This window comes from Streptomyces sp. NPDC059696, assembly GCF_042733745.1.
Classification (GTDB): domain Bacteria; phylum Actinomycetota; class Actinomycetes; order Streptomycetales; family Streptomycetaceae; genus Streptomyces.
Genome location: NZ_JBHWFG010000040.1, coordinates 52678 through 66639 on the forward strand (window position 1 = coordinate 52678; position 13962 = coordinate 66639).

Consider the following 13962-nt stretch of genomic DNA (forward strand, 5'->3'; position numbering starts at 1 on the left):
ACCGTACCCGTACGACGACGACCGACCGCGCCCCGGGCGCACGGACCAACACAGTGGGGAAGTCATGGTGAACGACCACCGGCCCGCACCGCGCCCGGACCGGTTCGGGCCGGCGCCGGAGCCGTACGCGGCGGCCGACCCGCGGCCGGCCGGCCGTCAGGAGCCCGTCCACGACGCTGAGGGCGACCGCGCGGAGGGGTCGCGGCCCCGCGAGCACACCGGCCGGGAGCCGGGCGCCGGTCCAGCCGTGTCGCGGCAGCCTGCCGTGGAGTTCTCGTTCGTCTCGCCGCAGGGCGTGACGCACCGGGTGCGGGCCAGGTTCGGGCCGGACCGACCGCGTCTGGTCCGGCCGCCCGCGCTGGCCCGGCCGGTCCGCTTCGAGGACGGCTGGCGGGGCTTTCAGGTCCGGTTGCCGCGGGAGGCGGGCGCGGACCGCGAGGCGTACACCCTGCTCCAGGCGGAGATCACCGCCGCGCTGGCGCTGCACCGCGCGTACGCGGGCACCCGCTTCGGCGGTCTCTTCCCGACGCCGGTCGGTTACGACGTCAACACCCTGACGCCGTTCGTGCTGTACGCCGTACCGCGCGGACGCCCGCTGTCCGGGCCGACCGAGCGGGTGTCCATCGGGGAGCAGCGGGCCGTGGAGCGCGATCTGGTGCTGGCGGTACGGCTGATGGAGGCGGTCGGCCTGGTGCACCGGGGCATCGTGCCGGGCGCCGTCCGCTGGGACCCGCAGGGCGTGCAGGTCTGGGACCTGGGCTCGGTGGTCCGGGCCGGGCGTCCTCGGGTGCCGTACGGCATCCCGCCCTACGCCTCGCCCGAGCAGCGGGCCGGGGTGGGCACGACGGAGGCACGGGACGCGCTGTGGAGCGTGGCGCAGGTGATGTACCACCTGGTCACCGGCCGGCCGGGCAACGCCGACGGTCCGCCCGCGGACCTCGGCGCGCAGCGGTCGGTGACCGAGACGCTGGGCCAGGTGTTCGCCCGCCTCGCTCAGGACCGGCCGACGCCGGACGCGCTGTTGCGCACCCTGGTGCCGGAGGTCGCCGCCGAGGCGGCGGGCGTGCTGCTGCCGGACCCGCTGGAGCACCACCGGCGGGAGTTCGACGAGATCCGGCGCCGCAAGCACGCCTCCCTCGCCCCGCCTCCCCCGGCGCACACCCCGTACCTGTCGGAGCAGCAACACGCCGTGGACCCGGGCGGCTACGGCGCGGACAGGCCCCGCTACGGCGAGGCGCCGCCGGCGCCGTTCACCGGCTACGAGTATCCGGCCCGCGAGCGCGGCCGGCTGCGCACCTGGATCAGCGGAGGCCGTACCTCCGGCACGAACGAGCCCGGCGGGAGCCGGTCGGAAGGAGACACCCGCCGATGACTGTTCCGATGCCGCCGGGCGCCCCCACCCAAGAGATCCTCTGCCCGTACTGCCTGGAGATCATCGCCTACGACGAGCAGCGGCTGTTCGCCCGCAACGACAAGCAGCTCTTCGAGGAGCTGCACGTGGACCGGCGGATCAGTCCGCTGCGTCTGGCCGACACCCTCCGCTCCGCCTATCAGCGGTGCGGCAACTCCGAGGGGGAGCAGGCCCATTACATCCCGGTGCCGTACCTGACCAACGGCAGTCCGCTGACCGTGGCGATGGTCGGGGACTCGGCCACCGGCAAGACGCATCTGCTCACCCAGATGATCGCCGAGATCGCCGACGGCGGTCTGAAGCGGTACGGGCTGCAGATGCAGTCGGTGAACCCTCAGGACCACCAGACGTTCATGACCGAGCGGGTGGAGCGGCTGCGGTCCGGGACGATGCTGGAGCACACCCGCAGCGCCGGTGAGTTCGCCGCGTTCGTGGACGCGCTGCTGCTGAGCCGCCCGGACGGGACGGCCCGGCCGGTGGCGTTCTTCGACCTGGCCGGTGAGGACCTGCGCCGCACGGACGCGCTGACCCGGTTCATGGTGGGCGTGGACGCGCTGATCTTCGTGGTGGACCCGCTGCGGGCGCTGCCGATGCCTTATCTGGACCCGCTGCGGGGCGACCTCGGCTACAGCCGGGGCGGCGATCCGGCGTTCCAGACCGTGCTGGACCGGCTGCCGCGCGCCGGCGGGCAGTACCTCGGGGTGGCGGCCGCCGTCGTGATCAACAAGAGCGATCTGGTGCGGTTCGAACCGCCTGTGGACCGCTGGCTGGGCGAACCCCCACCGGAACGGCGGCTGGCCGAGCGGTTCGCGGAGGAGAGCCGGGACGCGTACGCGTTCCTGCGCCACCACACCGGACAGGCGTGGGTCGGCCCCTTCGACAGTGTGCTGCGCTGCACCCTGCACTTCGCTTCGGCCACCGGCAGCCACGACCACGAGGGCAGGTTCCCGCACGGCACCCGGCCGTTGCGGGTGCTGGAGCCGCTGGTGTCGGTGCTCGCCATGTGCGGGCTGCTCGACGACGGCACCGAGGACGGACCGGCGGCGGTGGGTCTGTGACACGGACGCAGCCCGACCGGCCCGGCGACATGGCCCCACCCGACGACCGGGTGCACCAGGTCGTGTTCCGCTGGGCCGGCAACGTCGGCCACCGGGGCGCGGGAATCGCCGCGGTCGCCTACTCCTGCCCCGAGCCCGAGGCACGCGCACTCGCCGACCGGCTCGGCCCCGTCCTGCGTGTGATGGGCGGCGAACAGCGCCCCAGCCTGGTCCGGCACATTCTCCCCGGCGGCCGCGTCCTCCTCGTCCGCCGCACCCCGGGCTCGGACGCCCAGGGGCGCGACAGTACGGTGTGCCATGCGCTGCTGGGGCCGGCGAAGCTGCTGGTGCCGCTGTACTGCGTCAGCCTGGGCGCGGTCCCCTGGGCGGAGCGGGGCTGGGCCGACCGGGTGACGGGGCGGATCGAGCCGATGCCGCGCGAACGGCTCAACGCCCTGGCCAACCACATGCGGGACCGCATGTGGGAGAACGTACGTCTGGTGCGGCGCCCGCTGCTGTGTCTGGTGGCCCAGTTCCTCCGCACCCCAGGGGCCCGGCTGTCGGCTCTCGTGGGCGAACTGGACGAGTCCCTCGCCACGGCGCACGCCCAGGCCCGGGAGCAGCGACCGGTCCCCCCCTTCCAGGAGTTGCCGGAGCCGGCGCTCCTGGTGCTGTGGGGCCTGTGGTGGATCTTCGGCTCCTCGCTGGACCGGGGCTCGGGAAGCTGGCAGTTCGCCACCTTCGACACGATGGACGACCAGGCGTACCGGGTGGTGTTCGTCCCGGCCTGGCGTGTCTCCCCCACCGAGGACAGCCGTCTGCGCCGGATCGACCTGCTGGACCCCGGCACGGACCTGGCCGCCGAACTCGCCGCCACGCTCGTGGACCACTACCTGCACTGGTCCGGCGTCAAGTACCGCCGTCTGCTGGACACCGACCCGAACACGAGCGACCCCGTCCACCGGCGCTTCCACGCCCGGCTCCGCGAGGTGTGGCCCGCCCGGTACGAGGTCCCGGACACCACGGCCACGGGTGCCGTCCCCGTGCTCTCCCCACCGCCGGCCACGGCCCCGGACCGGCCCCAGGAGCCGCCTCCGCCACAACAGCCCGTCGTGCAGGACGAGTTGCCTGCGCATCCACCAGCCCGGCACACCTCCGCACCCGCCGCGAGCTGGACCTCGCCGCCGGAGTGGCGCCATCAGTTCCCCAGGGCGCAGGAGTCACCCTCTCCGCACACCCGGCCGGCGGCGGAGCCGACGACGGCGCTCGGGCAGGCCGGGAGTGTCACGGAGCAGGGGGAAAGCCCGGTCGAAGCGACGGAAGGGCAGCGGAACGGCACGGAGACGATGCCACCGGAAGCACCGCGGCCCGCGACGGAGACCATGTCGCCGGAAGCACCGCGGCCCGCGACGGAGACCATGTCGCCGGAAGCACCGCGGCCCACGACGGAGACCATGTCGCCGGAAGCACCGCGGCCCGCGACGGAGACCATGTCGCCGGAAGCGCCACGGCCCACCACTGCCGGCATGGGGACGTTGTCACCGGCGTCGTCACCGGACGGATCGACGTCCGCGACGGCACAGGGGGCGTACGCCTCGGAGCGGGCCGTGGAGCCCGGGCAGCGCACCCACCCCACACGATCGGGGCAGGGGATCCACCAGGGACATCCGCAGCCGCCGAGCACCCCGCCTCCGTACCCGCGGCCACCGAACCCGCCACCACCGTCCCTGCCACCCGAGTTCTCCCCACGGGGGGACGCACCCACCGCCCGCCAGGCGACGGGCCACACCTCGGGGGCAGGCACGGGTTCCGCGCAGGCCGCCCCGGCGATCAGAGCGATCACCGACCGGCTGACGCCGGACCGCCAACGCGCCCTGCTGGCCGACGCGTTGCCGGAGTTGTTCGACAAGCCGGTCATGGGACGGTCCACGGTCTCGAAATTTCTGGTGCACAAGAGCCGCCGGGCCCGTATGGACATGTCCCAGATCCGAGCCCTCGCCGAGGACCTGACCTGTGCGACGAACCGTGCGGGACACGCCGCCGACCTGCGGCACAAGGCGGAGGAACGTCTGGCCCAGACCCACTACGAGGACCTTCTGTCCCTCCTGCGGGAACCCCTGTCCTACGCCGCCCAGAACATCGTCCTCAAGTTCCTCCCACCGGCCGTCCCCACGGAGGAGTCGGCCCGCGACCTGCTCACCAGCCTGCTGGCGATCGACTTCCACATCACAGCACCCCCGGACCCCTCGGACCCGTACGTGACGGACCTGCACATGCAGCGCACCGCCCGCATGATCCGCTGGTTCTTCAGCTGGCTCGTCGAACCCCGGACCACGAAGACCGAGAGCCTCCCGCTCACCAGGTACCTCAGCTCGATCGCCGCCTCCGACGCCCCGGCCCACCACCGGATCCTCCAGGAACTCCTGATCGACACGGAGGAGGACCGGATCCCGTCACTGCCGAAGGAGACGTGGCTGGCGATCACCCGGGCACTGTACGAAAAGGCACACCCGTAGCCGACCGCAGGTCTGCTCCACGCCGCATGTGACCATCCGTCAGCTGTTGGACGTCCAAGGAGCTCAGCTCCGGGGGCCGTCTCTCTCCTGTCACCGCGGAGGCTCCGGAGCATGACCGTCCGGAGCCTCCGCTGCTGAGCCGAGCCCTCTCTCCGCGTTGCCGCGGGGGCCCGTCAGGCCGCCGCGCCCACCGGCTCGGCTCGCTCGGCGTCGTGCAGGGACTGCATCAGTGCGGACCGGGCACGAGCGACCCGGGAGCGGACCGTGCCGACCGGGCAGTCGCTGAGTTCGGCCGCTTCCGCGTACGGCAGACCGACGAGCTGGGTCAGGACGAACGCCTCGCGGCGTTCGCCGGGCAGCGCCTCCAGCAACTCGGCCAGGGCGATGCCGTCTTCGAAGCCGGGCAGGCCACGGGGCTGCGCGCACTCGGCGACGCTCTGCCAGTCGTCGGTGTCGGCCAGGCGAGGCCGGGCGGCGGTGTGCCGGTAGCTGTCGATCACCGCACGGCGGGCGATGGACAGCAGCCAGGTGCGGGCCGAGGAGCGGCCCTCGAAACGGTGCAGGCAGCCAAGGGCCCGCAGGAACGTGTCCTGGGCCAGGTCGTCGGCGGCCTGGGGGTCGGCGCTGAGGTAGGTGACGTAGGTGCGGACGTCTCGGTGCAAGGCGCGGACGAAGTGCTCGACGGCCTCGCGATCACCGCCGCGGGCGGCGAGCGCCCAGGCCGTTATCGACTCGTCAGTGGACCTCTTCTCGTCACGTGTTCTCGCAGCGCGCGATTCACGTGTTCTCGCAGCCTGCGACTCACGTGTTCTCTCCGCATGCGGCTCACGTGTTTTCGCAGCGTGCGGCGTCTCGTCATGTGCGGCAGACAGGGCAGGACTGATCACCTGGTGTCCTTCTCGGGAGACCGGAGATCCGGCATGCGGGGATCCGTCGTGGGGACATCCGGCATGCGGGCCGGGCCGCGCGGTGCGCGCGGCGGCTCCGGTGATGGTGGGAGGGGGCGGGCGTACGCGCGCTCGGCGGCGTGCACCCGTGGCCCGAGCCGTCCGGGCGCCGAGCGTCCGGACGGTGGTCGGGAAACCGGCTGTCTCAGAGGACAGCGGCCCCCGTCGGCGGGCCCCGAGAGGTGATCGTGAACACGAGGAGCAGCCGGCGCGGCCTGCGGACCGCGCGGCTGCGGCGGGCGCGGATGCGCGGGCGGTGCGGTGGCGCGGGCAGGGTGAGCGGCAGCCGCAGGGGTGCGGCCAGCCATCCGGCGACGGCCCGCAGAATGCGGAAGGCCGCGCGTTCACCGTGTGCGAGCCACAGGCCGCACAGCAGTGCGGCCAGCAGGTGGGCGGCGAGCATGCCCGTGGAGGACACCCCGCCCATGGTGTGCCCCGTCGCCGGCAGGGAGTCCAGGGAACTCATGGCGTGCACGGCGTCCATCGACGGCACGGCGTGACCGCCGTGGGCCATGGAGTCCATGGTGTGTCCCGCGTGCGCCGTCGACACCATGTGGTCCATGGAGGGTGTGCCCGCACCCGCGCTCGTTCCGTCCATGGACATCGACGGCATCGAGTGAGCGGGCGCCGGCGCCAGTTCCTGCACGTACGAGAACCACGCGTGCAGTGCGGTCTGGGCGGCCACCACGACGGAGGAGACGAGGAGGAGTCCGCGCTCCCGGCCGGCCAGACACCAGGCCGCACCGCCGGTGACCGCCACCGCCAGGGCGAGAGCCCATCCGGGCACGGTCGTGCCGGACATCAGCACGTGGCCCAGGGCGGCGAGCAGCACGCAGACAGCCGCGAACACCGCGGCCCGAAGCGTGCGGAAACACCACCCAGCAGTCATGGCGGCTCATCCTCGCATCCCTGGCTCCGCCGTCATGAGGGGGTACGCGCACACCCCCCGCCCGTCACTCAGCACTCTTCCCGTGATCCACGCCACAGTAAAGCCCGGGAACCTGACGGGAGTTAGGGCCGACTGCTGTCCGGGAGGTGCGTCCGTGACGACGGGCCGGACGGGACGGGCCGGCGGAACCGGGCGGTCGGGACCGATCCGTGGAGAGCGGCCGCACCGGTTCCTTGTGGGACGCCACTTGCGACAAGGCACCGGGATGGCCCCGCCTGCGGCGGTCGGTCGGTCGGCAAGCCTGTGCGGACCGGACGGGTGTTTTCCGCGCCGGCCGCACCGTGCCTGGAACAGTGCCTAGAGTGGTGAGCGTGGCAGGAGGCTACGAGCCGTCTCCAGGGCCGACGCTGCCGGACTCCCTCGACTCCGGCGGCGTACCGGCACCGGACGGCGGCACACCGTCGCAGTGGTACGCACTGCGCTCCGCGGCGCGGATCGGCACCACACTGGACGAGGGCACGACGTGGGCCGAGCTGGCCCGCGAGGTCGCCGGACAGGTGGGGGGTGCGGCGGCCGTCTGGCGTCTTCCCCGAGGGGACGGCGCACCCGAGGCCGTCGCCGGGAACCCGGCGCTGCTGCCCTCCCCGGCGTGGACCGCCGCAGCGGCGCGACAGGCGGTGGACCGGGCCAGGAGCGGGTCCGTGCGGCCGGTGGTGCAGGACGGCGCGCTCGCGCTCTGCCTGCCCCTGGCCGTGGACGGCCACTGCTACGGCGTGCTGGTGAGCGCCCGGGAGGAGACGCCCTTCACCGAGACGGAGACGCAGGTCCTGACCCTGCTCGCCGAACTGGCCGCCTCCCATGTCCGGCACGCCCGGGAACACGACGCGCTGAGCAGCATGGTCGGCAAACTGCAACGCGCGCTGCTGTCGCAGCCCGGCCGGCCGCATCCCAATCTGGACGTGGCCATCCGGTACCTCCCCGCCGGACGGAACACCCTGATAGGCGGGGACTGGTGCGAGACCGTCCGGCTGCACTTCGGACGCACCCTGCTCGTCGTCGGTGACGTCATGGGGCACGGGCTGGAGGCGGCCGTCGACATGAACGCCTACCGCTCGTCCCTGCGTTACATCGCCTCCTCCGACCTTCCGCCGCACCGCGTGCTGCGCCAGCTGGACGATCTCGCGTCCGACGAGCCCGAGCGGCGGCCCGCCACCTGCCTCGTCGCCCAGATCGACCCCAACCGGGGGCAGATCACCTTCGCCAGCGCGGGTCATCTGCCCCCGGCGGTGATCGACCGACAAGGCCGCGCGTCGCTGCTGCCGGTGCCGGTCGGCCCTCCGCTGGGCACCGGCCTTGCGGGCTACGAGTCGGCCACCCACCAGGTGGACGACTCCCAGACGGTGCTGCTCTTCACGGACGGCCTCGTCGAGCGCCGCGGCGAGGACATCGACCACTCCCTGCGCCGGCTGGCAGGCGTCGGCTTCACCCCTGGCTCCGGCGTCGAGGACATCCTGGACACGGCGCTGACCAGCCTCGACGCCCGGCATGCCGAGGACGACGTCGCCGTCCTCGCCGCCCGGATCCATCACCGCGCCGCACCCGAGCGGCAGAGCGGGGGACCGTCGTAGCCGGGTGACCTCCACTCCGGTCGACGCCCGCGCTCAGGCGCCCGCGCCGGTCCGTCACTCGCCGGCCCCCGCGGTGGTGTCGGGACCGGCGTCGGTCAAGGGCCGGCCCATGGTCCTGGCGTGCGAGGTCAGGGGCTGCCGACAAGGGCCACGGGGCAGGGTGCGTGGCGTAGTGCGGCATGGTGGGTGGAGCCGAGTTCGCGGCGGACCGTGCCGTGCCGGTGCCGGACGCCGAGGACGAGGAGGTCGGCGTGGTCCGCGACCTGGAGCAGGGCATGCTGCGGGGCGCCGTCGACGACGAGCCTCCGCACGACGACGCCGCTTTCGACGGCTACCCGGTCCGGAACGGCCGCGTTCAGGAGCGCGTCGGCTGCCGGTGAACCGCCGAGGCCGGATGGCTCGTGCCGCGTCTCCTGCGGGCTCCGGGCGTGAACCACCACCAGGTCGCAACCACGGGCCTGTGCTTCCTGGAGGGCGAAGGCGACGTGGCCGGCGTGGGCGTCGGTGCCTTCATCGACACCGAGGACGACCTGACGGAATCCCGAGGGGAGTTCCGAGGCGGAGTCGCGGACGCCCACGAGGGGGCACCACGCGCGTTCCGCCACAGCGGGCCCGACGGAACCGGTGAACAGGCGGTGCGCGAGACCACCATGTGTGCGATGGCCCACGACCAGGACGAACGCGTCATCTCCTGCCTCGCCCAGGACGTCGACGGGTTCCCCCGGCAGGACCTCGGCCTGCATCCTGACCCCGGGCCGGCGCCGGCCGGCCCGGGCTGCGGCAGCGCCGATGATCTCGTCCAGCGCGGCGGCTTCGGCAGGCCTTTCAGGGAGATCCTCCGCAGGGGTGGCGCCCTCGAAGCGTTCCCAGACGGACGCGTGCACGATACGAAGAGACCGGCCGTGCAGCGCGGCCTCGTCGGCGGCCCAGTCGAGCGCCCTCCCACTGGACGGGAAGGCACACACACCCACGGTCACTGGTCTGTCCACCGGCCACCCTCCCTCACCTCACCAGTGAATCGACGGTTGGCGACGCCTGCAAGCCGCGCCGAGCCCCACCCCTTCGGACCGAGCCCGGTTCGGGGCGGCGCACGGTCAGGACCGCCCCGGTTCGTAGGTGCCGGCACTCCATTCGTGCCCTTCCGGGTCGAGGACCCGGGCGCGTCTGCCGCCCCAGGGCGTGTCCTCGGGCGGGATGACCTCGCGGGCGCCTGCGCCGACGGCGCGGTGATACCAGTCGTCGACGTCGCCGGCATCGGCAAGACACAGATACAGGCCGCTGCCGCCCGGGGAGGACGGGACCGCGTCTCCTCCTTCGGCGGAGGTGACCATCAAGGCGACCTCGTCCCTGCGCACCTCGGCGTGCACGATGTCGCCCCCGGGCCCTTCGTGCCGTGTCGTGATCGTGAATCCGAGAGCGGTCAGCCATTCCAGGGCCGCTGCCGCGTCGACGTAGCTCAGATACGCGTAGAGGCGAGTGCGTGGAACCTTCGACATGATCGCTCCCGTCGTCGACGCACGCCGCGTCGGCGTCCTCCTCCGTTCCCGTGCCATTGTCCTTCGTCCAGCGCTCAGGATGCGGGCGAACTTCGGCCGACGGTGGCCGGCCGGTGCCCCGGGAGAGGCAGACTGGAAGCAGGCAGACATGGGAGGCCGCTGTGGCAGACACACACAAGCCCGCGCAGCCTGGCGTGGTCATCGCCGCGGTCGACGACCGGCACGCCGAAGTGGTCCTGACCGGAGAGGTCGACGTCCTCATGCTCCGCGACTTGGAGGCACGGCTCGCCGATCCGCGGCTGGGGAAGGCCGAGCACTGGGTGCTGGACATGCGCGGGGTGACCCGAATGGAGCTGGCGTGCGCCTACGCCGTGCTGAGGGCGGTGACGCTGCACTCCGGGACGACTGCCGTGTGCGGGCCGCGACGCGCGGTGCTGCGCACTCTGCGGGACGCCGGCCTGGACAGGGCAGTCACCATCGAGGAGTAGGCCCGGTCCCCAGGCCTCGCTCCTGCCGTCCTGCTCTGCGATGCCGTCGCGTCGCACGACCGCCTCGGGCGGAACGCCGTACCCGTCGGAGCCGGTGAAGACCTCGCTGCCCGGGGCCCGGGGCCTCAGGGGCCGGCCGTGGCGGAAAGCGTCGGCTGATCCAGCCGTTGCGGGGCCATCGGGACGCTGAGCACCATGGTGAGGCCGCCGCCGGGCGTGTCCTCGGCGTGCACGGTGCCGCGCACCGCCTCGGTGAAGCCGCGTGCGACCGCGAGGCCGAGGCCGACGCCCACGCCGCGGGGCGAGTCGCCGTACCGCTGGAACGGTTCGAAGATGCGTTCCTTGGCCTCGTCCGGTACGCCGGGGCCCCGGTCGACGACCCGCAGTTCGACCCGGTCGCCGAGGGCGCTGGCGGAGACCAGGACCTTCTCCCCCGGCGGGCTGTGCTTGACGGCGTTCTCGACGACGTTGGCGACGGCCCTCTCCAGGAGCCCCCGGTCGACGTGGACCATGGGCAGGGTCTCGGGGATGTCCAGCTCGACGCTGTCCTCGGGGACCCCGCCGAGCGCCATGGGGACGACCTCGTCGAGGTCGGTCTCGCGCAGTACGGGGGTGACCGTGCCGGTCTGCAGGCGGGACATGTCGAGCAGGTTGCCGACCAGCTGGTCGAGCCGGTCGGCGCCCTCCTCGATGGCCTCCAGCAGTTCCGCCTCGTCCTCCTCGGACCATTCGACGTCGTCGGAGCGCAGGGACGTCACGGCCGCCTTGATCCCGGCGAGCGGGGTGCGCAGGTCGTGGCTGACGGCGGCGAGCAGCGCGGTGCGGATGCGGTTGCCCTCGGCCAGTTGTTCCGCCCGGTCCGCCTCGCCCTTGAGGCGCTGACGGTCCAGGACGACCGCGGCCTGGGCGGCGAAGGCGGCCAGGACCCGCCGGTCGGCGGCCGGCAGCACCCGGCCGCGCAGGGACAGGGCCATGTGGTCGCCGACGGGGACGTCGACGTCGGCGTCGTCCGGGGTCACGGCGGGCCGGGGACCCACGCTGCCGGCGCAGGTCCAGGGGGCTTTCTCGCCGGTGCGCTCCAGCAGTGCCACCGACTCCATGCCGAAGGTCTCGCGGACGCGTTCCAGCAGCTCTTCCAGCCCGGTCTCGCCGCGCAGCACGTTCCCCGCGAGGAACGACAGGATCTCCGACTCGGCCCGCAGCCGGGCGGCCTGGTGGGTGCGGCGGGCCGCCAGGTCCACCACCGAGGCCACCGCCACGGCGACCCCGACGAACACCACGATGGCGACGATGTTCTGCGGGTCGGCGATGGTCATGGTGTGGACGGGCGGGGTGAAGAACCAGTTCAGCAGCAGGGAACCCACCACGGCGGAGGCCAGCGCCGGCAGCAGGCCGCCCAGCAGGGCCGCCGCCACCGTCAGGGTCAGGAACAGCAGCATGTCGTTGGCGAGGCCGACGTCCGGCACGGCGCCTTTCAGGAGCCAGGTGAGCAGGACGGGGCCGAGCACGCCGGCCAGCCAGCCGCTGATCACCCGGGTGCGCCCGAGGCGTGCGCCGCGCGCCACCGGCAGTCCGCGGCCCTTGCCGGCCTCGGCGTGCGTGATGAGGTGGACGTCGAGGTCGGGGCCGGACTCGCGGGCGACCGTGGCGCCGACGCCCGGCCCGAAGACGTACTGCCAGCTGCGGCGCCGGGAGACGCCGAGGACGATCTGGGTGGCGTTCACTCCCCGGGCGAAGTCGAGCAGAGCGGCCGGGATGTCGTCGCCGACGACGTGGTGGAAGGTGCCGCCGAGGTCCTCGACGAGGGTGCGCTGGAAGGCCAGCTCCTTGGGGGACGCGGCGGTGAGACCGTCGCTGCGGGAGATGTAGACGGCCATGACCTCCCCGCCGGCGCCCTTCTCGGCCAGGCGCGCGGCCCGCCGGAGCAGGGTGCGCCCTTCCGGGCCGCCGGTGAGGCCCACCACGATCCGTTCCCGCGAGCCCCAGATGGCGGAGACCCGGTGCTCGTTGCGGTACTCGGTCAGGTAGGCGTCGACCCGGTCGGCGACCCACAGCAGCGCCAGTTCGCGCAGGGCGGTGAGGTTGCCGGGCCGGAAGTAGTTGGACAGGGCCGCGTCGACCTTGTCGGGCTTGTAGATGTTGCCGTGCGCCATACGGCGGCGCAGTGCCTGCGGGGACATGTCGACCAGCTCGATCTGGTCGGCACGCCGTACGACCTCGTCGGGGACGGTCTCGCGCTGGCGCACCCCGGTGATCGACTCGACGACGTCGCCGAGGGACTCCAGGTGCTGGATGTTGACGGTGGATATGACGTCGATGCCGGCGGCGAGGAGTTCCTCCACGTCCTGCCACCGTTTGGTGTTGCGGGAGCCCGGCACGTTGGTGTGGGCCAGCTCGTCGACCAGGGCGACCGCCGGGGCACGGTGCAGGACGGCGTCCACGTCCATCTCGGTGAAGGTGCCGCCCCGGTACTCGATCTCCCTGCGCGGGACCTGTTCGAGGCCGTGGAGCATCACCTCGGTGCGCGGCCGGTGGTGGTGCTCCACGAAGGCGACCACGCAGTCGGTGCCCCGTTCGACGCGACGGTGGGCCTCCGACAGCATCGCGTACGTCTTGCCGACGCCGGGTGCCGCACCGAGGTAGATCCGGAGCGTGCCGCGTGCCATGTCGTCCCTCGTTCAGCTTTCGAAGCGGTAGCCCATGCCGGGCTCGGTGATCAGGTAGCGGGGGTGGGAGGGGTCTTTTTCCAGTTTGCGTCGTAGCTGGGCCATGTAGACCCGCAGGTAGTTGGTCTTGCTGCTCTGCGTGATGCCCCAGACCTCGTTCAGCAGGTGCTTCTGTGTGATCAGCCTGCCAGGGCTGGTCACCAGGATCTCCAGCAGATGCCATTCGGTGGGCGTCAGCCGCACGTCCTTCCCGTCGCGCACCGCCCTCTTGGCCGCCAGGTCGAGGGTGAAGTCCTCGGTCTCGACCAGTGTCGCCGCTGGGCCGGCCGGGAGGTCCTCGGTACGGCGTACGGCGGCCCGCAGCCGGGCCAGCAGTTCGTTCATGCTGAACGGCTTGGTGACGTAGTCGTCGGCACCGGCGTCCAGCGCGGCCACCTTCTCGTCGGACCCCTGCCGGGCGGACAGGACCAGGATCGGCACCCGGCTCCAGCCGCGCAGGCCCCTGATGACGTCGACGCCGTCCATGTCGGGCAGGCCGAGGTCGAGCAGGACCACGTCGGGCTGCCGTGCGGCGGCGAGCCGGAGGGCGGTGGCACCGTCGGGCGCGGCGTCCACGCCGTAGTGGCGAGCCCGCAAGTTCAGGACGAGGGCCCGCACCAGCTGCGGGTCGTCCTCGACCACGAGCACCCGGGTCATGGGTGTCTGCCTCTCCTGTCGTACGTCGTGCCGCGCGCGTCCGGAAGCGGGGCGCCCGACGTCGCGGCTTCGGGAGCCGGCGGGGCCGGGAGTTTACCGGCCCCCCCCGCGGCCCAGGTCAAACCGGGAAGTCAAAACCACGTCGCCGTGTGTTTCTTTAGGGGGTTGTTTTGGTAGTGGTCGTTGAC

11 protein-coding genes are annotated in these 13962 nt (G+C 72.8%); 5 read left to right on the forward strand and 6 right to left on the reverse strand.

Translation table 11 applies throughout. From position 1 onward, the window contains the following. Window positions 1-64 precede the first annotated feature (64 nt). Genes ACFV20_RS31815 through ACFV20_RS31825 form a run of 3 tightly spaced genes read left to right on the forward strand, consistent with a single transcriptional unit; the run spans window position 65 to window position 4964 of the window. Window positions 65-1372, forward strand: a complete 1308-nt coding sequence (locus ACFV20_RS31815) for a hypothetical protein (RefSeq protein ID WP_385663058.1) — start codon at window positions 65-67, stop codon at window positions 1370-1372. Then, complete coding sequence (locus tag ACFV20_RS31820) at window positions 1369-2469, forward strand: hypothetical protein (RefSeq protein ID WP_385663061.1); 1101 nt, start codon at window positions 1369-1371, stop codon at window positions 2467-2469. The genes ACFV20_RS31815 and ACFV20_RS31820 overlap by 4 nt, the downstream gene beginning before the upstream one ends. Next, complete coding sequence (locus ACFV20_RS31825; RefSeq protein ID WP_385663064.1) at window positions 2466-4964, forward strand: hypothetical protein; 2499 nt, start codon at window positions 2466-2468, stop codon at window positions 4962-4964. The genes ACFV20_RS31820 and ACFV20_RS31825 overlap by 4 nt, the downstream gene beginning before the upstream one ends. A gap of 173 nt (window positions 4965-5137) precedes the next feature. Here ACFV20_RS31825 and ACFV20_RS31830 read toward each other — a convergent pair whose 3' ends face one another. Both ACFV20_RS31830 and ACFV20_RS31835 read right to left on the reverse strand, forming a co-directional pair. Continuing rightward, window positions 5138-5851 (reverse strand): sigma-70 family RNA polymerase sigma factor, encoded by a 714-nt coding sequence (locus ACFV20_RS31830; protein ID WP_385663067.1) that lies wholly within the window; start codon window positions 5849-5851, stop codon window positions 5138-5140. 205 nt (window positions 5852-6056) lie between these two features. Continuing rightward, window positions 6057-6800 (reverse strand): hypothetical protein, encoded by a 744-nt coding sequence (locus tag ACFV20_RS31835; RefSeq protein ID WP_385663070.1) that lies wholly within the window; start codon window positions 6798-6800, stop codon window positions 6057-6059. A gap of 371 nt (window positions 6801-7171) precedes the next feature. Between ACFV20_RS31835 and ACFV20_RS31840 the strand changes: the two genes are divergently transcribed. Next, on the forward strand, window positions 7172-8428 hold the full coding sequence (locus tag ACFV20_RS31840) for a PP2C family protein-serine/threonine phosphatase (protein WP_385663073.1): 1257 nt from the start codon (window positions 7172-7174) through the stop codon (window positions 8426-8428). A gap of 128 nt (window positions 8429-8556) precedes the next feature. Here ACFV20_RS31840 and ACFV20_RS31845 read toward each other — a convergent pair whose 3' ends face one another. Beyond that, window positions 8557-9417 carry a universal stress protein gene (locus ACFV20_RS31845; RefSeq protein ID WP_385663076.1) on the reverse strand — a complete coding sequence of 287 codons (861 nt, stop codon included), beginning with the start codon at window positions 9415-9417 and terminating at the stop codon, window positions 8557-8559. Window positions 9418-9522: 105 nt separating this feature from the next. Continuing rightward, complete coding sequence (locus ACFV20_RS31850; protein ID WP_385663079.1) at window positions 9523-9924, reverse strand: VOC family protein; 402 nt, start codon at window positions 9922-9924, stop codon at window positions 9523-9525. Window positions 9925-10085: 161 nt separating this feature from the next. On the opposite strand from ACFV20_RS31850, the gene ACFV20_RS31855 reads away from it, so the two are divergent. Then, window positions 10086-10412, forward strand: coding sequence for an STAS domain-containing protein (locus ACFV20_RS31855; RefSeq protein ID WP_385663081.1), 327 nt, complete (start codon window positions 10086-10088; stop codon window positions 10410-10412). Window positions 10413-10537: 125 nt separating this feature from the next. Here ACFV20_RS31855 and ACFV20_RS31860 read toward each other — a convergent pair whose 3' ends face one another. Both ACFV20_RS31860 and ACFV20_RS31865 read right to left on the reverse strand, forming a co-directional pair. Next, window positions 10538-13078 carry a DUF4118 domain-containing protein gene (locus tag ACFV20_RS31860; RefSeq protein WP_385663084.1) on the reverse strand — a complete coding sequence of 847 codons (2541 nt, stop codon included), beginning with the start codon at window positions 13076-13078 and terminating at the stop codon, window positions 10538-10540. 12 nt (window positions 13079-13090) lie between these two features. Beyond that, window positions 13091-13774, reverse strand: a complete 684-nt coding sequence (locus ACFV20_RS31865; protein WP_385663086.1) for a response regulator — start codon at window positions 13772-13774, stop codon at window positions 13091-13093. Window positions 13775-13962: the final 188 nt, after the last annotated feature.

Bases quoted from the DNA above. Each gene is read 5' to 3' on its own strand.
- ACFV20_RS31835 (WP_385663070.1), bottom strand. From the start codon at position 6,800: ATGACTGCTGGGTGGTGTTTCCGCACGCTTCGGGCCGCGGTGTTCGCG.
- ACFV20_RS31850 (WP_385663079.1), bottom strand. From the start codon at position 9,924: ATGTCGAAGGTTCCACGCACTCGCCTCTACGCGTATCTGAGCTACGTC.
- ACFV20_RS31860 (WP_385663084.1), bottom strand. From the start codon at position 13,078: ATGGCACGCGGCACGCTCCGGATCTACCTCGGTGCGGCACCCGGCGTC.
- ACFV20_RS31815 (WP_385663058.1), top strand. From the start codon at position 65: ATGGTGAACGACCACCGGCCCGCACCGCGCCCGGACCGGTTCGGGCCG.
- ACFV20_RS31820 (WP_385663061.1), top strand. From the start codon at position 1,369: ATGACTGTTCCGATGCCGCCGGGCGCCCCCACCCAAGAGATCCTCTGC.
- ACFV20_RS31865 (WP_385663086.1), bottom strand. From the start codon at position 13,774: ATGACCCGGGTGCTCGTGGTCGAGGACGACCCGCAGCTGGTGCGGGCC.